The following is a 16,613-nucleotide window of genomic DNA, read 5'->3' as shown; positions in this document are numbered from 1 at the left end:
TATCTGAACTCACCCTAGTTCCCCCTCATCATGCGACTGATCTGCGCCGCCGCCAAGGCATCGTTCACCTGGCGAAGTTTCTGGGATGCCGGCTTCTTCTCACCCTCGGCCGAGGATGGACCGGCAAACATGGCAACAAGCTTGCTGTCGCCGTCGACCTTGGGCGCGGGCTGCGGCCCATCACCGATATCACGGTAGATCTGGAACAGCTCTTCACTGGCCAGCATCATGTCGCGGCCGTGCCGGTCGCACTTTTCCAGCCAAAGGCACGCCTCCTGGATCTTGCGCGGGTCGAAACCTGCTGCCTTTGCCTTCTTCAGCTCCAGCTTGATGGTATCGTTCACCTCGCCGCGATCGCCGCGCAGCTCGAGCACACGGCTGATGATCGCGCGTAGCTGCTGCTCGCTCGATGCCCCCTTCGGCGCCACGAACTTCTCGCGCTTGGCCGGCCGCCCCGCATCGGCATGTGCTGGCGCGCTACCGGCGATCCCCATATCGGCCTCGTACTGGGCAAGCAGTTCGTCGGCTGCATCGCGGTCCGCACCGTTCATCCGCATGCGCCGCACCAGGTTGCGGATTGTCTTCGTGTCATAGCCCATGGCCTTGGCCTGCTCGTACACGCCACGCCGGCCGTCGATCGCATCGCCGATCTCAATATTGTAGGCCTGAATGGCACGGACCAGATTGCGAAGGCGATCGTCGCTCATCTTGCGTCCTCCTGAATCGCATCGTTGAAATCGAGGCCGATCGGCGCACGCACCGCCTCGGCCGGACACCCGGCCGCCCGCCAGCCTTTCACGAACAGCTGCGCGCACACGTCCGCTCTCTCGGCACCGGTAATCTCGCGCCGCACGATCGGTCCGCCGCGATGCTCGACCACGGCTTCACCTGCCCGCATTCCGGTGCGCCGGTTCAGCTGCCCTTTCAGCGGGCTCATATCGGCATCCACCAATCCAACCACCGGACCGCGGTGGCCCGGCACCAGAAAGCACGGCCGCTCGGGATCGGGCTTGATCGCAAACAGCGGCCACACGCCGCCGCGCCACTTGGCGATGCCGCCCTGCAGGTTGTCGAGGCTCAGCGTTGCAACGCCCACATCGCCACCATCAGCCTTTCCGATCGCCATGCCGGAAAGCACTGTCTCATTGCCCTCCCCGATCCACAGCCGAGCATCCTGGCGATACTCCCCCAGAAGCACGCACCCGCGCCCGACCGGGCCAAGCATCCTGCGCTTCGGCAGCCACGGATCCGGCGCATCGGCAGGCGCCCATGGCGCCCGGCGCCTCATCGTGTCCGTGCCCTCGGGATTGAGATAGGTGACATGCACCCCCACCGGCACCCATTCCAGGGCCGGTGGATCGCCCATCATCGTAGGCACCCGCACCAACGCGATCACTGCAGGGGCGTGCAACGCCTTGCGCGGATCGGTACCTTGCGGCCAGCTCACGCACGGGCAGTTGGAGATGTAGCGAAATTGCGCGAGGCGCTCCGCGCCTAACTCAGACTGCGGTACGCCACGCCCCATGAAATACCGGCGCACGGCGCGATCATCGCGCACCGCGTGCTTCCAGATCCATCGCCCCATGTCGATCGGCTCGATCGGCTCACGTTGCCGCCTCGGTCGCTTGGGCTGTTCAACTTTCTGCCGTGTCCTGGTGCCCCGCGCCGCGCGGTCGTCGCCGCCTGTCTCGCAGATCCCGGCCATGCGCTCCAGCTCGGCCAGCGCCTCCATGAACGGCCAGCCCTTCAGCTCCATCAGGAACGTGAACATGTCACCGTGCCATCCGCAGCCAAAGCAATGCCCGAAGCCTTCACCGGAATTCGCCCGCTTGACCGAAAATGATAGCGAGGAGCTTCCATGGAACTCGCATTTGCCGCGCCGTCTGTCGCTGGTCGCGGATCCAGTCAGCTTGACGAATCGCTCGATCACCGCGCCGATCGTCAGCTGCCGGCGGACCTCGGCCTTGCGTTCGTCAACCGTCGGCATCGCGATCGCTCCCACCAACGGCGCTTTGGGCCAAGATCTCGGCCGCCTTGCCCAGCGCCCGCATCGCCCGCGCAACGTCCAGCCCTGGCCCGGCGGTCGAAAGCTCCCGCGCCATGCTGGCCATACGGATCACTTCGGTGGCGGTGGCGTAGACCTCCATGCGTGTCGGCCCCTGCGGCCCAATGTCGGAATAGGCCGACATCACACACGCACCGGCATAATGACCTGAAGAAGCGCCCCGACCTCCTCGCCATCCTCCCACCCGGCCAATCGCACCGGCAGGTCACCCTGCGCGTCCCACTGCAGGGCGATGGTGTCGCTGGCAATCGCGCCCAGGGCGGCCAGCAGGTACTTGCTGTTGAAGCCGACATCGAAAGCCGGGCCAAGATATGCGCAAGCAAGATCTTCACTCGCCTCGCCAAAATCGGGAGAGCGCGCAGAAACGTTCAGGCGGCTCTCCTCGAAGGAGATCTGCACGGTTCGCCTTTCGCCATCGGCCAACACCGCCACGCGCTTCACAACGCCAGCGAGCGCCGCTCGCGCCACCGTTGCGCGATACTGCGGCGCGCCGGGGATCACACGGCTGTAATCCGGGAATTCTCCATCCACGGTCTTCGCGATCAAGGTAACTTCGCCATCGCCTTCAGTCGGCATCGCAAAGCGCAGTCGCGAACCGCTGCCATTGGCCCAGATCTGCACCGCAGGAGGTTCGCCCTCCCCTCCCTCGGCCGATTTGCCCGCATGGTCCAGCAGCTTGCACAGCACCGCCACCGTCTTGGTGGCGACGATCGCAGCGGGAAAACTGGTTGACCCTACCGGCCCGTCCATTCTTACCCGGGCAAGGCGATGGCCATCCGTCGTCGCCAGGCGCAGGTCCAGATCGAACGGATGCACGTACACCCCGTTGAGGTAATACCGCGTCTCGTCCGTGGAGATCGCGTGCCGCACCGCCGCCAGAGCATCGCCCAGCTGGCTGCACGGCATTTCGAATTCGGCTTCGCATTCCATGATCGGTGCTGCCGGAAATTCCGCTGCCGGCAGCGCGTGCAACTTGAACCGTGCGGAACCGGCCGAAACGGTAATCTGCCCCGCCCACTGAGCCGACCAGTCAACCGGCGCCTCGATCCGCACCATCGCCTCGCCATCCAGCGCCGCCAGCACGCTGGCCAGCTTCTTTGCAGGAATGCAGACGGAAAACGGCTTCAGGCTTGCCAGCCAATCCCGGCTATCCGGCCCGTCGCGGTCGCCCGTCGCGCAATTGCGCGATGCCCAGTGGTCAAGGTCGCTGCAGGTCACTGTCAGAACCTGGTCGCACACCTCGATCAGAACGTGCGACAACATCGGGATCGTGTTGCGCGATTCGACGATTTCCAGAACGTCCTTCAGGGCGCCGTGCAGGACCGAAGCCTGGACGCGCGTCTTCGGACTACGTTTCGTAGCCATAATCACCTCATCATTTCAGACAGCATCGGGTCCCGGCAGGGCGCCGGGCGTCAGCGCTCGATCAGCAACTGGGCCAAGCCCCAGGCGTAACCCAGCGCCCCGCCGCCCAGCACCAACGCCAAGGCAACGGCATAGATCGGCAGCGCCCGCGGGCTGCGGTTGTCATCATCGTCCATCACTGTCCGGCCTCTTGCCTCAGGATGTCCACAAATCGGTTCGGGCCGTCACGCCGCACGCGCACGAACCCGCCGTCGATCAGCAGCCTCAGCCGGTAATCGGCCGAATTTCGCGTGGGCAGCCCTGCCAGATCGGCCAGCATGTCCAGGCTGGGCAATGCCCCTCCGCGCTCGGCCATGTCCTCCAGCACGTGCAGCAACTTCTCTTCCGGACGGCCACGGATCGCGGGGCCATCCGCTGCGTCATCAGCGCCTGCAACGGCCAGCTCGCGCTTCTGCACGAAATATCGGAACCCCCGGCCACCGCCTTCCCGTTCGCGCAACAGAAGGCACAACCCGGCATCGTGCCAGCTGCGCGCCAGCGCGGCGGTGGCCGCATTCAGGCTGACAGCCGGCCCGATCGCATAGGTTACCCGCTCACCAGCCACGGCACGCTCGAACTTCCGCTCCAGCTCGCGCGCATCCACATAGGTCGTCAAGGGCCCGATGCGATAATGCGCGTTACCCTGGTTGAGACGGCTAGACATGATCATGCCTCCCCTCCACGGGCGAGGCTTGACGCCCCGCCCGCTTCGGCCATCATGCCGCTGTCAACGTCAGCACGAAGGGACCTTGAATGGCGATTAGCGAAGATACGGCCGCGCTCGTTGCAGCGCAGCTGACCAACACCTGGGCAACCTGGTTTCAGCAGCGCGATGATGTCAAAGGCTGGGACACCGCCTTGATCAGTGATCACATCACGGACGCTTATCTTCATTTCAAGCAGGTAGCCGAAGCGAACAGGAAAATTTGATCTAGCCACGGGTATTCTCCCGCTTGCCCCAAGTGATGCCGCTTTCTCGCCTTGCCGCGCGGCGCTGGCGTTGCGCGGCAAAGGTTTCTGCGCCTGCGGACTCGATCCACACGGCATCCGCGTCAATTTCGCGCAGGACAATCTCGCGGATCTCCGCATCGCTCGGAACCCCGAGCCAGCGGCGAAGGACATTACGAATCCCCATCACAGATCCTTCCCACATGCGTTGACCACAGCACGCAGGCGGCCAAGCGAGGCCAGTGCCTCGTCGATCTGCAAGGTGATCCGCGCCTGATCGCGCTCACAGACCTTGCGGTCCTTCGTCGCCTCGCGGATCTCGGCGGAAATGTCGCCGAATTCGGCGCTCGCATCGATCAGCGCTGCGGCAAGCTCATCCTCGCCAACCTCGCACTTCGGCAACCGGATGCACACGTGGCCAAGGTCGGCCGCCATCGCGGACAGGATCGGCGGGCGATGCCCCTGCGCCACGGCAACGGCATCCAGCGCGAACGCATATTCGATGCGCGGCAGGTCAGGATGGTTCTCGTTGTCCCAGTTGTTGGTCAGTGTGCGGCTCTTCTCCACCGTGGCCGCGGCGCCATCGCACCCGCCAGAGATAGAGATCGACGCGCTCACGCCGCGCTGCAGCCGGGCAAGGACAGCCGGGGCAATCACGCCGAAACTCCGCTGGACTTTTCTTCGGTTTGTCCAGTGGACGGCACATGCCGCGGTGCGGCATTTATCAATCCATGACGAGCAGCCTTAACCTCATCGCTCAACTCCGCCGCATCGATCCGCCCATCGGAGAACTCTTCAATTCGCAGAGCGACTGCGAGAGAGCATCGGTTCTCACGCTCAATGACTGACATTCGCCCCCTTGATTGGAGGCCAACGTGGGCGGCAAATGTCTCAAGTGAGAGATTCAGCTCGCGTCGGAGATCGGCTATCTTCATGCCGGCCTTGTTTCATAAAATGAAACCGCTCGTCAAGAGGTCCTGTTTCATTTCAAGGAAACGACATGCCCTCGCGCCGTTTCTATAATCGAACCATGGCCACCACCCCCACTCATGATTGGTTTTTGCGGCAGTGGATTGAAACGCTGCAAACGACCCAAGCCGAGCTTGAGCGCCGAACAGGCTGGGACAAGCGCAAGGTGTCCTACCTCATCAATGGCAAGCAACCGTACAAACGGGATACGGTGAATGAAGCCGCTTTTGCTCTGAATATCGAGCCATTCGAATTGCTGATGCATCCTGAAGATGCTTTTGCACTGCGCCGCCTTCGAGAAAACGCAATGCGGATCGCTAGTCAATCTCACTCCCCCTATCGCCCGGCGCCTGTGCACGATGACACCAAGCGCCGGGTGAATGAGAATGGCTAGCCGTACTTTTCGTGAAATTTATCTTCCGGCATCAAGAGATAGATGATTGCCTCAAGAAATGCCACGCATGCTGGTATGAAAGTCCAGCAGAAAATTAGGTATATAGCGCCCCAGGCAGTCCGGCCGAGGTAGAATTTGTGAATGCCTATCCCGCCAAGCAGCAACGCTAGTACGATCGCGACAAGCTTGCTCTTGGGCGAACGATATGGGCCAGAATGCACTGCGGCATTCATATAGACATTCCCGGACCGCTCACTGGCCCTCAATGCATCTTCCGCCCGACGAAGTGCTATATCCAGCACTTCCCCACAGTGCCTGCACTTCTTGGCTGCGGCTCTGATTGGCTCCGCGCAGTACGGGCAATCGATCATTGCCACTTCTTCCTCTGCGCTACCGACAGTACGTTGATCTAGTTCCACATTGCCCCCTTTCTTGGCTTGCGGACAGACCCGTAACCGAGTCGTCACTGCCAAACACCTAAAATTTCTCATGCAACAATGTCCGCTCGGCCAGCGAACCTCTCCCTTCGCGCCCAAGGTTCATAAAATGAAACATTGGCATTGACATGAGGTTTCAAATTATGAAACAAACGGCCTCGTCAAGCAGGAGGCCACATGCTTCAAGTCCCAGCTCCATTCCCGCACAGCGGATCTTTCGCCTACATGGACGGTGTCGACGCTCAAGGTAACGATGTCGTCGAGAAGGTCCGCATTCTCGCCCACAAGGCGCCGGATCTCGTCCTGGTTGCGATCAAGTCGCACCGCTTCCCGCGAGAGATCGCCAGCGGCAATCGCACGGTGAATCTGCACCAGCTGCGCGAAACCGAACAGGCCGCGCCCGTTTCCACTCCCAAGCCCTCGGGTCGCACCAAGGGCCGCCGCCGGTGAGCCGCGCACTCACACCTGACGACGCCACCGGCGGCATCGTCTCGCCAGACCTCGCGCGCCTCGGCCTTCTGGCCGAGGAGGTGAAGGCCACGCACGAGCAGCGCCGACGCGCCAGCGAAGACCTGGTCGCTGCGCAGGAACGCCTGCGCAACGCCAACGCACAGGCCGAGGCAGCCGAAGCCCGCTTCCGCGAAGCCTGCCCCGTCGCCTTCGGCATCGCCGAACGCACGGTGAACAGCCACCCGGTTCAGGATTGGCTGGCCCAGCGCTGCGATCTGTCGGATCGCCTCGCCGCCACCCGCTCCACCACACTCTACCGGGATTTCATCGAATGGGCGGTCGGCACCGGCCTTCCGCAATGCAATCCATCGCGCTGGCCCCAGACCCGCTTTGGCCGCGAACTCAGCGACCGCGGCTACGCATCGCGCAAGGATCGGACCGGCTACGCCCTGCGCGTAGGGCTGCGGCTTCGTGGGAGCGCGCACGATGACTGACGATCCGATTACCGCGATCGCTCGGGATGAACTGACGCGCCGCACCGCTGCCGCGAACCGCCTGGTCAAGGAAGGCAAGATCCCCGCCGCTACCGCCGCCCGGCAGCTGGCGCCTTGGCGGGCAATCGCGCTCATCTGCGATGCACCTGAGGTCCTTGCGGCCGAGGTCGAGGACTATCGCCGCACCATCATTCACTACCCCGGCAACGGCGCACCTGCCGTTTACGGGCACCTCCTGCCTTTGTCCGAAGCCAGACGCGATCTCGCGGCAGACCTGTGCCCGGCTGCTGTTTGGCGGCAGGCGCTCGAGAAAGCCCGAGATGCCGCCCTGGCCAAGGCAACCACACCTGATCGGGTCGCCCGGGCGCGTAACCTTTGCATCCTCGCCCGCAGCCTCAACGTAGCTCTGACGGCAGCCTCGTGCACGCCGCCGCCCCAACCTGAAAGGATCGCGTCATGACGCATCGGCACGATCTCTATGTTCTTGATCTGACGCGGGATGCAAAGTCTGCCGCGAAGGAAGAAACACGCCTGCAGGCCCAGATTCAGGAATGGTATGCCGTTGCAAATGGCGTCTGGCGCATCCTCGTCGTGCTGATCGCAATCAGCCTTCCCGCCATGATCACCCTCGGCCTGGTGCGCGCGCTTTGAACCGAACGCCACCCCCCGCCGGTCCGGACCGGTTAACCCGGAACACGGACCGCACCCGGATCGCCGTCGCCGGCACCGCCATGTTGGTGGCGGCGATCCTCACGCTTGTCACGACCCTGCTCGATCACGGCTGACAGCCCGATCAAGCCCCGATCGCCTACGCGCGCCTCGCCCTTGGTTCCGATGAGCCGCGGCAGCGCCGCGTCACGCCCTTCACAGCCAAGGAAACAGGTCTGATGTCCACGCCAAAGCCCTCCAAACTGAAAATGCATCCGCCTCTTGGCCGCATGCCGGTGCTGCAGTTCCTGCCGCCATCTGAACTTTCGGTTGACAGCGCATATCAGCGTTCGGCGACGGGCGGCGACAGCCAGGCTCTCATCCGACGCATCGCCCAGAACTGGGATTGGGACCTCTGCCAGCCCCTCGTTGTCGCCCGGCGGCTCAACGATGATGGCGAGTCTTTCTTCGTCATCGATGGTCAACATCGCCTCGAGGCCGCAAAGTTGCGCGGAGACATCCCCCAACTCCCCTGCAATATCCGCTCTTACGCAAGCGTCTCGGCTGAAGCCGCGAACTTCGTGAAGCTGAACCAGCAGCGCAAGCCCCTCTCCAAGCTCGATCTGTTCAAGGCCGCCGTTGCCAGCGGCGATGAAGAAGCCTGCGCGATCCTCGATGCAATTACAGGGGCTGGCCTGTGCCTGGCACCCCACGGCAATCCCACCGCGTGGAAGCCCGGTATGATTTCGAACATTCCCGGCATCGAGGCTTCGTGGCGCAAGCATGGCAAGCACCGGACCACCACGGCGCTTCGCATTCTTGCCTCGGCCTTCTCTGGTCAGGTCCTGCAACTGGCCGGCACCATCTTTCCGGGCATCGCCGCTGTCTCCTTTGATGAACATGTCCGCAACCGGATCTTTGCTCACGATCGGCTCGAGAAATTCGTCACGATGCTGGCGATCCGCAGCCAGGATGACTGGCGAAAGGAAATTACCGCCCTTCGGGTGGAGAACACAGGGCTCACCCTTTCCGCAGCAAGCGAAACTGTCGTTCGCAATGCGTGGGCCAGGTCCAGCGGCAGTCCTGCGGCCCGGCCGGCGCCATCGCCACCGCCGTCAAAGGCCCAGCCCCGGCCTCAACCAGGCCCCGTGAACGTCTCTGGCAAACGCTGGTGCGACCAGTGCGACCGCAACGTAGATCACCGCGAAGGCGCGGCCTGCAGCGATAAGTTCTGCACGTTGAAAGGCGCCTGGTGATGTCGCGCCGCGCCCGTATGGCCCGCCTTCAGGCCGAAGGTCGCGATGCCATGATCGCAGCCTGGATCAGGGGCGCCCCTCAACCGCCCTGCCCTTACAGCAAGTCCAGCAAGAGCGCCCTGTTCTGGACCGATGGAGCCAGTCGCACGGCAACCCTTCTCGATCAGGTGAAAAGGATCGGGGCGTGACCACCCCTGTTTCGATCGAAGCTTTGCCGATCGATGACGCGGCGCGCGACGGGCGCTTCCAGCTCGTCTTCGTAGAGGGCCGCTACGCGCTTGTCCGCTTCGTCGCCGAACACTGGGTGTTTTCCAGCGGCGTCCCCTTCCCGGGGCACCCAACACACTATCAACCACGAAAGGACTGACGAATGCCCACCGCTGCCGCCACTGACTTCGCTGACCTCGCCGAAGGCTCAATCTCCACGATCCCCCTCGATCGGCTGATGCTTTCCGCCTTGAACGTGCGCCAGACCGAACGCGCGGCCGACGTCGATTCCCTGGCCGAGAACATCGCCGCGCGCGGCCTCAAACAGAACCTGGTCGTGATACCGGCGCACTTTGCCACCGGCGAAAGCCAGTCCACGCACGAAGGCGGCAAGGGCTGGGAAGGCCATTTCGAAGTCATCGCGGGTGGCCGTCGTTTCCAGGCCATGCAGCGGCTCGTTGAGCAGGAACGCCTCTCGCCCACATTTCCGGTGCCCTGCATGATCGAACCGCGCGACACTGCAGCCGAAACCTCGCTTTCGGAAAACCTCCACCGCGTTGCGATGAACCCGGCCGACGAATTCGAAGCATTCCGTGTAATCGTCGAAAAATTCGGATCGGACGAGGTCGCGGTCGGCATCTGCGCCAAGCGCTTCGGTGTAACCGTGAAGCACGTCAAAGGCCGCCTGCGCCTCGCCACGCTCGCACCCGCGATCCTCGAGGCCCTGCGCGCCAACCAGATCGGCGTGGAAAGCGCCAAAGCCTATGCCGGCACCGAAGATCATGCCTTGCAGCTTTCCGTCTACGCCGCCCAGCAGAAGGCCCACTGGCAGCCCCACAACGCGGCATCGGTACGCGGGGCTCTGCGCGGACACAGCCTCTCGCTTGATGACGGACTGGTGAAGTTCGTCGGTGTGGATGCCTATGTGGAGGCCGGCGGCCGCGTCGAAACCGAAATGTTCATGGGGACGGACGGGCAAGAGCGCATCATGGACCTGCAGCTGCTGGCCAAGCTGGGCCAGGAGAAGGCCCAGCCCATGGTAGAGCCGCAGGCAAAGAAGGACGGCTTCAAATCCGGCCTTCTCGCCAGCGGAGTCGGCAGCCAGGCGAAGTGGCCAAAGGCCCCGGCCGGAATGGAACGCTTCGTCAAATACTATGAAGACAAGGATCCCACCAAGGCACAGCTGAAGAAGTCCGTCGCCGTCTATGCGATCGCCTTCAACGGTGCCGGCATCGAAAAGATCGGCCACTTCCACACGCCCAAGCCCAGGGCCCCACGCGAAGGACGGGACTGGGAAGCCGAACGCCTGGCTCGCCAACACGAGGACAAGGTCGAGCGCCGCGCCGCCCAACTCGCCGTCTATGACGTCGGCAAGTTCACCGGGACACCCTTCGAAGGCCACGCATTCTGGCCCGGCCCGTACTGCAGCCCGGTCCAGCTCGACCCCCAGGACGAGAATTTTGCGCTTGTCGCCGTCCTCGTCCGCGTCCCTGCGGCCGAGATCGAGGCGAAGAAGGAAGAAGCCGAACGCCTGATCGCCGAGGAAGCGGCCGCTACCGCCGCTGAATCCCAAGGCCAGGAGAAGGGCGCATGACCCGCGTCGAACAGATCGGCAGCGCAACTCTGCATCTTGGCAACGCATACGAGATCCGCCCGACGCTTGGTTGGTTCGACGAAGACGTGATGGATCCGCAGTACCAGTTCGATAATTCGGGCGGGGGCGAATACCGCAAGGCGCGCGGCGCCAGCGACCAGATCGTCGCGGAAGGGCTGGATCAGGGGTTCGATCACAGGATCATCAATCCCTTGCTGTGCGGCGGCGTCGTGGTGTTCTGCCATAACGATCAGCTGCACGAGCTGCTTCCTTACATTGCAGGCCTGTTCCCGCGCTACGTCGTGAACTTCTGGGCAAAACCAAACCCCGCGCCGCATCGCAACAAGCACTACCTCGCCGATACAGAGCCTTACATCCATGCCTGGAAGGAGGGCTGCCACCCGGTTGGCGAGCATCATGACATGCACCGCTGGATCGAGGCAGGATCAATGCCCTCCAGGATCTACGGGCATCCCACCGTCAAGCCTGACGCGGTCATGACCAAGATCATCCGCAATCTTTCCGGTACCAGTGTCTGCGATCCTTTCATGGGCACCGGTTCAACCGGCGTGGCAGCCATCCGCGCTGGCAAGCGGTTCGTGGGCATTGAGCAAAATCCTGCGCACTTCGACACGGCCTGCAAGCGCATGGAACAAGCCGCCCTCAGCATCGCCAGGGAGGCCGCCGATGCCTGATCCCGGATTGCAGATCGCGCTGGACCTGATGGCAGACGGTGAAGCCTGCCGCGTCATCGGTGAACTTAGCTGCTGGTATGACGAAAAGATCCCTTACGCCCGCCAAGTCGCCCAGGATCTCGGTATCCCGGTCGAACAGCTGCACCGGATCCTTCGCCGCCTGATCGAAGGTGGATACGCCACCTATGGCCCACTCTACCGCGAGGATGACGGCATGCCCATGGGATCCAGCTATTGGCTCACCGAAGCGGGCGAGCAGCTGCGTTACCACATGCCCAAACTCGCCAGTGCGGTAACCGAGAAATGAGCAGCTCCGCCAAACGCAAGGCGCGCCAGCGCCGCGAGAAGGTCGCCATGCTCCGCCGCGCCCAGCGCAAGCGCTGCGGATCGTGCGGGCGTCGCCTGGCACCGGTTGGTGCACGCTGCTCGGCAGCCAACCGTCCGACGCTGGATCACGTGGTGTCCCGCGCCGCCGGCGGCGCCAACGCCCTTGGCAACCTGCTTGTCATGCATCACCGCTGCAACCACGCAAAGGCCGATCGCTCGCCCAACGGCTGCGAGCTGCTGATGCTTGCGGCCGCCAACGCGAGGCTCGGCCTGTGACTACGCCGCGCTGCCCCATCTGCCAGGACAGCGGCTTCAAGGACCACTCCGGCTTCGCGATGGATCCCTGCGACCATCAGGTCCAGCCACCTCAGCCGCTCCCGATCCTCCTCCAGCCAGCCACGGACTGGACCGGCCAGACGATCGAACAGCGCCTCGAGGAATGCGCCGCGGCGCTCACCATTCACGGCCTGCTTTCGCAAGCCGCCCATCAACGAACCCTCGACTGCATTCGCGCCCGAGGAAACTTTCAACGCGAGCAACACGCCACGTTAGCAGAGAGGACGACCAACGATGGCTGACGGAACCAGGATCGAATGGACCCAAGCAACGTGGAATCCCATCACGGGTTGCTCGATCGCCTCTCCCGGCTGCACGAACTGCTACGCTATGAAGCTCGCCGGCACGCGCATGAAGCGCCACGAAAGCCGTGCTGGTCTGACGCAGGATTCGAAGGCGGGGCCGGTTTGGACCGGAGAGGTTCGCTTCAACGAAAACTGGCTCGACCAGCCCTTCCGCTGGAAACGCGGCCGCATGATCTTCGTCTGCGCCCACGGCGACCTGTTCCACGAGAGCGTGCCTGATGCCTGGATCGACCGGGTGTTCTCGGTAATGGCCAATGCGCCGCAACACACCTTTCAGGTGCTCACGAAGCGATCAGGCCGGATGCGCAGATACCTTACAGCGTTGCCCGAGCGTATCAGGGACATGCGTTGCGACCCTGGCTTGGACTTCTCAAGCTTACCCCTCCCAAACGTGTGGTTAGGTGTCAGCGTCGAGGATCAGGCCCGCGCTGACGAGCGCGTAGCTGACCTGCGGGCAACACCAGCGGCAATGCGCTGGCTGTCGTGCGAGCCGCTGCTCGAAGAAATCTCGTTCGATCCGTGCGAATTATCAGCGATCGATTGGATCGTCGTGGGTGGCGAAAGCGGAAAGGGCGCTCGCCCCATGCATCCAGACTGGGTCCGATCCTTGCGCGACCAATGCGCGGTGGCTTGCGGTGTGCCATTCTTCTTCAAGCAATGGGGTGATTGGGCCCCGATCTGCGAAATGTCCGATGAAGCCATTGACGCAGCCTATCATCCGGCACCCGAGAGACGGCCCGACGCATCCCGCCGGTGCAAGGTCGATCAGTGCGTGCTCCATCGCAATGCAGATCGCTTTGACGGTCGCGCAATGTTCAACCGCCCGGCATTTGAACAAGGCAGCGGCGCCATGACGATGATGGCGATCGGCAAGCGTAAGGCTGGACGCGCCATCGATGGCCTAGAGCACGACGAATACCCGGAGGCGCACCGTGGCTGACAAGGGCATTATCTTCTCCGCACCGATGGTGCGCGCCTTGCTGGATGGCCGAAAGACACAAACGCGCCGCTTGCTTAAGCCGAAAGGAGGACTGCCCGCCCCGGTCAACCTCGCTGCGCACGGTGTGGGTACCTACTCCGGCGAGGATAGCGACCCTGCCTCGTGGGGTTGGCCGTTCGCCGAGGATGGCTCCGATGCGAGCCTAGCGCTATTCCCCGATCTCTCGGGCTATGCGCCCGGCGACCGGCTCTATGTGAGAGAGGCGTGGCGGACGAACTCGATGTGGGATGCGCGCTCAGGAGCGGAACTTGCGTCCGAAAATGCGCAGTTTGGTCGTGTGTCATTGCATTACGACGCTGATGGAGCGAGCGCCGCGAACTCTTGCGAGCGAGAGGGCTGCGGTCGCTATCGGCACGCTCGTTTCATGCCCCGCTGGGCCTCGCGCCTGTGGCTGGAAGTCACCGAAGTGCGCGTGCAGCGGGTGCGGGAGATCAGCGAGACGGACGCGATCGCCGAAGGATGCGTCCCTAACGACGGCTCCTTAAATCCCAATTATATTGGCCCAGCGATTTCGATTTTTTCGCATCTATGGAACCGCCTCCACACCAAGCCCGGAGAGACATGGCAAGACAATCCCTGGATTGTCGCGATCTCGTTCAAAGTCCACACCGGCAATATCGACGGATCACAAGCATGAGCGCCCCCGCCCTATTCACCGAACAGGAAGCCGCCCAGGCGCTGAAGGTCTGCACCCGCACCCTGCGCAAGGCCAGGCAGGACGGCGCGTTGTCATTTGTTCGGATTGGCCGCAACGTGCGCTATTCGGAAGCAGATCTGGCCCAGTTCATCGAAAGATCCCGCGAATGTCTCTCTACCAGCGCCCCGGCTCGCCGTTCTGGCAGTACTCGTTCACCGTCAACGGTGTTCGATTTCGAGGAAGTACGGGCTGCACGGGGAAACGCGAAGCGCGGATCGTAGAGGTCCAGGAACGCACCAAGGCGTCGGAGCGAAAAACGTACGCAGACGCCTGGCGCCTGCGCGATTGTCTTGGCGCATACTGGCAGGAACACGGCAAGCACCAGCAGTCCAGGGACTTCATCGAGCACAAGCTTGCCGTGATCTCGAAACATCTCGGCCCGAACACGATGATCGCGGATCTCACCAACGCCGATATGATCGAGTACCAGGCAAAGCGCCGGGGCGAAGGCCTCCAGGCGCACTCGGTCAACCGCGATTTCAACTGCCTGCGGGCCGCCCTCAATCACGCCCGGGTTCTGCACGGCCAGAAGGTGCCGGAGATCGCCTGGAATCGCATCCGAGCGAAGGAGCCCCCAAATCGCACCCGCTTCCTGTCCCAGGAAGAATATCACGAACTGCTGTCGGTCTGCGACGAAGCACTGGCCAGGATCGTGCGCTTTGCCGTCGCCACTGGCCTGCGCAAGGCGAACATCCTGAAGCTGGACTGGCGCGAAGTCGACCTGACAAGCGGCCTGATCACCGTCATCGTGAAGGGTGACAAGACGCACACCGTCAGAATGACCGGCAAGGTCCGCGCGATGCTGTCAACCGACACCACCCGCAAGGGCCGCGTCTTCGACACGAAGAACTTTCGAAAGAAGTGGGATAAGGCGGTGACCGACGCCGAGCTCGAGGATTTCACGTTTCACGATCTGCGGCATACTTTCGCCAGTTGGGCCCGAATGGCTGGCGCAGACTTGGCGGATATCTGCGAAGCCCTCGGCCACTCTTCAGTGACGGTCACAATGCGCTATGCCCACATTGAGCCAGCTCACCACAAGACAGCCTTCGATCGCGTGTCCGCAGATGTTTGGTCACAATCGGCGTCACAATCACGCCGCAAAGCCGCAGAATAGCTGGACTTTATGCATTCTTAGAAGGCTCGTGCTCTATCCAGCTGAGCTACGGGCGCGCACATGGTTTTTCAGTGGGTTAGGCGTTAAAAATCAAAACCCTTCCAACAAAGGCAAATGTTGGAATTCCAACAGCACCTCCTTGGACAGAGGTCGCTTACAAGATCAGTGTCCATCCGTCGAGACTGTTACCACTTGCGCAGCCATCCCCGCCTCGATCAGCTGCTCGCCCCAGGCATGGACCTTGAGCAGCCGCTCGGTGTTCCCGGTCAGGATGTCGAAGTCGGATCGGCTGAGAACGACGGGAGCGGGACCGGATCGGTCACCGCCCTGGGCAGTGTCAGCTTGGGTTGAGGCTGCGGCTCCGCTGGCTGCACTTCCAGAACAGGTTCCGGGTTGTGCCCGCAGGCCGCCAACATCAGCGAAGCGCTGAGCGCGAGCGCGCCAACCATCAGCTTGTTCATTCGCATCGTCAGCCTCCTTCGCCAGTCGTTCGGATTTCGATTCCCATGCCTCGCGCGCAGCTTTGGCCTTGGCTGTCGCCTCGACCTGCGCGGCCTGGTAATCGGCCTTGGTCTTTTGGTGCGCGGCTACCTCGGCCGAGGCCTTGCCCTGCCACGACACGGCCGAACGATGCTCGCGCCAGGCGTAGAGCGCGGCCAGCGCCAGCGCGATCTGCCAGGGGTACTTGACCAGCACGTTGAGAAGCTTGGCTCCCAGCGCCTTGAACAAGGCAAGGATCACGGCCACGCTCATGGCTGCGCCGCCAGACACTTACGGTTGCGCTCCTGCTGGCGCGTCCAGACGCCCCAGCATCGATTGTTCGGCTTACCATTGATCCGGGTACTGCAATCGTACCCGGCCGCGTAGCGGTATTTCAGAAGGTCGTTGCAGGCGGCTACGTACTTTCCCGCGATCAGATCACGGCGCATCGACGATCGCGCCCAGGTCCCGCTGCCGTATTGCCCGATGAAATCCATGTAGAGGTCAAATTCATCCTGCGTCAGCTCAACGTCGGGGATCGACTGCGCGAACTTGCGCTCCTCGGCCTTGTTGAGATTTCGCGCCAACTCAGCCGCCCGCTGGCGCGTAATGGTATCGCCCAGCTTCACCCGCGTCCCGTCTTCATAATAGGTCGAGCCGTGGCCGATGGTCGGCACGTCGCCCTTGGTTGGGATTACCGCGTGATCGGTAAAGCCCTCACTGGCCTGCCACGCGGCAAAGCCGGTCGCGCTCATCGTCAGGAGAGCGACGGCCATTCGAAGGCCGCTCC

General features: G+C 62.8%; 28 protein-coding genes. 17 read left to right on the top strand and 11 right to left on the bottom strand.

What is annotated here, in order from left to right; genetic code table 11:
- Positions 1-14 precede the first annotated feature (14 nt).
- Genes HT136_RS01600 through HT136_RS01580 form a run of 6 tightly spaced genes read right to left on the bottom strand, consistent with a single transcriptional unit; the run spans position 15 to position 4,133 of the window.
- Complete coding sequence (locus tag HT136_RS01600) at positions 15-707, bottom strand: GapR family DNA-binding domain-containing protein (protein WP_214197053.1); 693 nt, start codon at positions 705-707, stop codon at positions 15-17.
- Complete coding sequence (locus HT136_RS01595) at positions 704-1,987, bottom strand: CHC2 zinc finger domain-containing protein (RefSeq protein ID WP_214197051.1); 1,284 nt, start codon at positions 1,985-1,987, stop codon at positions 704-706. The genes HT136_RS01600 and HT136_RS01595 overlap by 4 nt, the downstream gene beginning before the upstream one ends.
- Positions 1,974-2,147, bottom strand: a complete 174-nt coding sequence (locus HT136_RS01590) for a hypothetical protein (RefSeq protein WP_214197049.1) — start codon at positions 2,145-2,147, stop codon at positions 1,974-1,976. The genes HT136_RS01595 and HT136_RS01590 overlap by 14 nt, the downstream gene beginning before the upstream one ends.
- Positions 2,148-2,188: 41 nt before the next feature.
- Complete coding sequence (gene dnaN / locus HT136_RS01585) at positions 2,189-3,430, bottom strand: DNA polymerase III subunit beta (protein WP_214197047.1); 1,242 nt, start codon at positions 3,428-3,430, stop codon at positions 2,189-2,191.
- A 50-nt stretch (positions 3,431-3,480) separates the two neighbouring features.
- Positions 3,481-3,609: a hypothetical protein gene (locus tag HT136_RS26455; protein ID WP_281423352.1), complete on the bottom strand. Its 129-nt coding sequence runs from the start codon at positions 3,607-3,609 to the stop codon at positions 3,481-3,483.
- Positions 3,606-4,133: a hypothetical protein gene (locus tag HT136_RS01580; protein WP_214197045.1), complete on the bottom strand. Its 528-nt coding sequence runs from the start codon at positions 4,131-4,133 to the stop codon at positions 3,606-3,608. The genes HT136_RS26455 and HT136_RS01580 overlap by 4 nt, the downstream gene beginning before the upstream one ends.
- 89 nt (positions 4,134-4,222) lie before the next feature.
- Between HT136_RS01580 and HT136_RS01575 the strand changes: the two genes are divergently transcribed.
- Complete coding sequence (locus HT136_RS01575; RefSeq protein ID WP_214197043.1) at positions 4,223-4,399, top strand: hypothetical protein; 177 nt, start codon at positions 4,223-4,225, stop codon at positions 4,397-4,399.
- A gap of 1 nt (position 4,400) precedes the next feature.
- Here HT136_RS01575 and HT136_RS01570 read toward each other — a convergent pair whose 3' ends face one another.
- Together HT136_RS01570 and HT136_RS01565 are read right to left on the bottom strand one after the other, a co-directional pair.
- On the bottom strand, positions 4,401-4,604 hold the full coding sequence (locus HT136_RS01570) for a hypothetical protein (RefSeq protein WP_214197041.1): 204 nt from the start codon (positions 4,602-4,604) through the stop codon (positions 4,401-4,403).
- Positions 4,604-5,035 (bottom strand): phage regulatory CII family protein, encoded by a 432-nt coding sequence (locus HT136_RS01565; protein WP_214197039.1) that lies wholly within the window; start codon positions 5,033-5,035, stop codon positions 4,604-4,606. The genes HT136_RS01570 and HT136_RS01565 overlap by 1 nt, the downstream gene beginning before the upstream one ends.
- Positions 5,036-5,417: 382 nt before the next feature.
- On the opposite strand from HT136_RS01565, the gene HT136_RS01560 reads away from it, so the two are divergent.
- Entirely contained in the window at positions 5,418-5,780 is a 363-nt protein-coding gene (locus tag HT136_RS01560; protein ID WP_214197037.1) for a helix-turn-helix domain-containing protein, read from the top strand.
- Here HT136_RS01560 and HT136_RS26690 read toward each other — a convergent pair.
- A complete protein-coding gene (locus HT136_RS26690) occupies positions 5,777-6,151 on the bottom strand; it encodes an NINE protein (RefSeq protein WP_425516869.1) in 375 nt (124 codons plus the stop codon). The genes HT136_RS01560 and HT136_RS26690 overlap by 4 nt on opposite strands.
- 243 nt (positions 6,152-6,394) lie before the next feature.
- On the opposite strand from HT136_RS26690, the gene HT136_RS01550 reads away from it, so the two are divergent.
- The 15 genes from HT136_RS01550 to HT136_RS01480 all read left to right on the top strand — a co-directional run bounded on the left by HT136_RS01550 (position 6,395) and on the right by HT136_RS01480 (position 15,343).
- Positions 6,395-6,667, top strand: coding sequence for a hypothetical protein (locus tag HT136_RS01550; RefSeq protein ID WP_214197035.1), 273 nt, complete (start codon positions 6,395-6,397; stop codon positions 6,665-6,667).
- Entirely contained in the window at positions 6,664-7,161 is a 498-nt protein-coding gene (locus HT136_RS01545; protein WP_214197033.1) for a hypothetical protein, read from the top strand. The genes HT136_RS01550 and HT136_RS01545 overlap by 4 nt, the downstream gene beginning before the upstream one ends.
- On the top strand, positions 7,154-7,621 hold the full coding sequence (locus HT136_RS01540; RefSeq protein ID WP_214197031.1) for a hypothetical protein: 468 nt from the start codon (positions 7,154-7,156) through the stop codon (positions 7,619-7,621). Before HT136_RS01545 ends, HT136_RS01540 begins: the two co-directional genes overlap by 8 nt.
- The gene (locus HT136_RS01535; RefSeq protein WP_214197030.1) at positions 7,618-7,812 is read left to right on the top strand and encodes a hypothetical protein; all 195 of its coding nucleotides are present in this window, start codon (positions 7,618-7,620) and stop codon (positions 7,810-7,812) included. Before HT136_RS01540 ends, HT136_RS01535 begins: the two co-directional genes overlap by 4 nt.
- Positions 7,813-8,048: 236 nt before the next feature.
- Complete coding sequence (locus tag HT136_RS01530; RefSeq protein ID WP_214197028.1) at positions 8,049-9,065, top strand: DUF6551 family protein; 1,017 nt, start codon at positions 8,049-8,051, stop codon at positions 9,063-9,065.
- A 184-nt stretch (positions 9,066-9,249) separates the two neighbouring features.
- On the top strand, positions 9,250-9,432 hold the full coding sequence (locus HT136_RS01525; protein WP_214197025.1) for a hypothetical protein: 183 nt from the start codon (positions 9,250-9,252) through the stop codon (positions 9,430-9,432).
- A gap of 3 nt (positions 9,433-9,435) precedes the next feature.
- Positions 9,436-10,866, top strand: coding sequence for a ParB/RepB/Spo0J family partition protein (locus HT136_RS01520; RefSeq protein ID WP_214197024.1), 1,431 nt, complete (start codon positions 9,436-9,438; stop codon positions 10,864-10,866).
- Positions 10,863-11,561, top strand: coding sequence for a DNA methyltransferase (locus HT136_RS01515; RefSeq protein ID WP_214197022.1), 699 nt, complete (start codon positions 10,863-10,865; stop codon positions 11,559-11,561). Before HT136_RS01520 ends, HT136_RS01515 begins: the two co-directional genes overlap by 4 nt.
- Positions 11,554-11,868, top strand: a complete 315-nt coding sequence (locus HT136_RS01510) for a hypothetical protein (RefSeq protein ID WP_214197020.1) — start codon at positions 11,554-11,556, stop codon at positions 11,866-11,868. The genes HT136_RS01515 and HT136_RS01510 overlap by 8 nt, the downstream gene beginning before the upstream one ends.
- Positions 11,865-12,164: an HNH endonuclease gene (locus HT136_RS01505; RefSeq protein ID WP_214197018.1), complete on the top strand. Its 300-nt coding sequence runs from the start codon at positions 11,865-11,867 to the stop codon at positions 12,162-12,164. The genes HT136_RS01510 and HT136_RS01505 overlap by 4 nt, the downstream gene beginning before the upstream one ends.
- Entirely contained in the window at positions 12,161-12,466 is a 306-nt protein-coding gene (locus tag HT136_RS01500) for a hypothetical protein (protein ID WP_214197017.1), read from the top strand. The genes HT136_RS01505 and HT136_RS01500 overlap by 4 nt, the downstream gene beginning before the upstream one ends.
- Complete coding sequence (locus HT136_RS01495; protein WP_214197015.1) at positions 12,459-13,469, top strand: phage Gp37/Gp68 family protein; 1,011 nt, start codon at positions 12,459-12,461, stop codon at positions 13,467-13,469. The genes HT136_RS01500 and HT136_RS01495 overlap by 8 nt, the downstream gene beginning before the upstream one ends.
- On the top strand, positions 13,462-14,166 hold the full coding sequence (locus HT136_RS01490; RefSeq protein WP_214197014.1) for a hypothetical protein: 705 nt from the start codon (positions 13,462-13,464) through the stop codon (positions 14,164-14,166). The genes HT136_RS01495 and HT136_RS01490 overlap by 8 nt, the downstream gene beginning before the upstream one ends.
- A complete protein-coding gene (locus tag HT136_RS26685) occupies positions 14,058-14,447 on the top strand; it encodes a helix-turn-helix domain-containing protein (protein ID WP_425516867.1) in 390 nt (129 codons plus the stop codon). The genes HT136_RS01490 and HT136_RS26685 overlap by 109 nt, the downstream gene beginning before the upstream one ends.
- Positions 14,333-15,343, top strand: coding sequence for a tyrosine-type recombinase/integrase (locus tag HT136_RS01480; RefSeq protein WP_214197010.1), 1,011 nt, complete (start codon positions 14,333-14,335; stop codon positions 15,341-15,343). The genes HT136_RS26685 and HT136_RS01480 overlap by 115 nt, the downstream gene beginning before the upstream one ends.
- 162 nt (positions 15,344-15,505) lie before the next feature.
- Here the strand turns inward: HT136_RS01480 and HT136_RS01475 are convergent, their stop codons facing one another.
- The gene (locus HT136_RS01475; protein ID WP_214197008.1) at positions 15,506-16,096 is read right to left on the bottom strand and encodes a hypothetical protein; all 591 of its coding nucleotides are present in this window, start codon (positions 16,094-16,096) and stop codon (positions 15,506-15,508) included.
- A complete protein-coding gene (locus HT136_RS01470; RefSeq protein WP_214197006.1) occupies positions 16,093-16,599 on the bottom strand; it encodes a glycoside hydrolase family protein in 507 nt (168 codons plus the stop codon). The genes HT136_RS01475 and HT136_RS01470 overlap by 4 nt, the downstream gene beginning before the upstream one ends.
- Positions 16,600-16,613 lie beyond the last annotated feature (14 nt).

This window comes from Novosphingobium profundi (assembly GCF_018491765.1).
Taxonomy (GTDB): domain Bacteria; phylum Pseudomonadota; class Alphaproteobacteria; order Sphingomonadales; family Sphingomonadaceae; genus Novosphingobium; species Novosphingobium profundi.
The sequence above is the reverse complement of the archived record's forward strand: the minus strand, read 5'-3'. Positions and strand labels throughout refer to the sequence as shown.

Coding starts and splice junctions, on each gene's coding strand:
- HT136_RS01535 (WP_214197030.1), top strand. CDS start 7,618: ATGACGCATCGGCACGATCTCTATGTTCTTGATCTGACGCGGGATGCA.
- HT136_RS01590 (WP_214197049.1), bottom strand. CDS start 2,147: ATGGAGGTCTACGCCACCGCCACCGAAGTGATCCGTATGGCCAGCATG.
- HT136_RS01530 (WP_214197028.1), top strand. CDS start 8,049: ATGTCCACGCCAAAGCCCTCCAAACTGAAAATGCATCCGCCTCTTGGC.
- HT136_RS01560 (WP_214197037.1), top strand. CDS start 5,418: ATGCCCTCGCGCCGTTTCTATAATCGAACCATGGCCACCACCCCCACT.
- HT136_RS01480 (WP_214197010.1), top strand. CDS start 14,333: ATGTCTCTCTACCAGCGCCCCGGCTCGCCGTTCTGGCAGTACTCGTTC.
- HT136_RS01575 (WP_214197043.1), top strand. CDS start 4,223: ATGGCGATTAGCGAAGATACGGCCGCGCTCGTTGCAGCGCAGCTGACC.
- HT136_RS26690 (WP_425516869.1), bottom strand. CDS start 6,151: ATGATCGATTGCCCGTACTGCGCGGAGCCAATCAGAGCCGCAGCCAAG.
- HT136_RS01540 (WP_214197031.1), top strand. CDS start 7,154: ATGACTGACGATCCGATTACCGCGATCGCTCGGGATGAACTGACGCGC.
- HT136_RS01520 (WP_214197024.1), top strand. CDS start 9,436: ATGCCCACCGCTGCCGCCACTGACTTCGCTGACCTCGCCGAAGGCTCA.
- HT136_RS01595 (WP_214197051.1), bottom strand. CDS start 1,987: ATGCCGACGGTTGACGAACGCAAGGCCGAGGTCCGCCGGCAGCTGACG.
- dnaN (WP_214197047.1), bottom strand. CDS start 3,430: ATGGCTACGAAACGTAGTCCGAAGACGCGCGTCCAGGCTTCGGTCCTG.
- HT136_RS01580 (WP_214197045.1), bottom strand. CDS start 4,133: ATGTCTAGCCGTCTCAACCAGGGTAACGCGCATTATCGCATCGGGCCC.
- HT136_RS01570 (WP_214197041.1), bottom strand. CDS start 4,604: ATGGGGATTCGTAATGTCCTTCGCCGCTGGCTCGGGGTTCCGAGCGAT.
- HT136_RS01515 (WP_214197022.1), top strand. CDS start 10,863: ATGACCCGCGTCGAACAGATCGGCAGCGCAACTCTGCATCTTGGCAAC.
- HT136_RS01495 (WP_214197015.1), top strand. CDS start 12,459: ATGGCTGACGGAACCAGGATCGAATGGACCCAAGCAACGTGGAATCCC.
- HT136_RS26685 (WP_425516867.1), top strand. CDS start 14,058: ATGGAACCGCCTCCACACCAAGCCCGGAGAGACATGGCAAGACAATCC.
- HT136_RS01600 (WP_214197053.1), bottom strand. CDS start 707: ATGAGCGACGATCGCCTTCGCAATCTGGTCCGTGCCATTCAGGCCTAC.
- HT136_RS01470 (WP_214197006.1), bottom strand. CDS start 16,599: ATGGCCGTCGCTCTCCTGACGATGAGCGCGACCGGCTTTGCCGCGTGG.
- HT136_RS01510 (WP_214197020.1), top strand. CDS start 11,554: ATGCCTGATCCCGGATTGCAGATCGCGCTGGACCTGATGGCAGACGGT.
- HT136_RS01505 (WP_214197018.1), top strand. CDS start 11,865: ATGAGCAGCTCCGCCAAACGCAAGGCGCGCCAGCGCCGCGAGAAGGTC.
- HT136_RS01550 (WP_214197035.1), top strand. CDS start 6,395: ATGCTTCAAGTCCCAGCTCCATTCCCGCACAGCGGATCTTTCGCCTAC.
- HT136_RS01475 (WP_214197008.1), bottom strand. CDS start 16,096: ATGAGCGTGGCCGTGATCCTTGCCTTGTTCAAGGCGCTGGGAGCCAAG.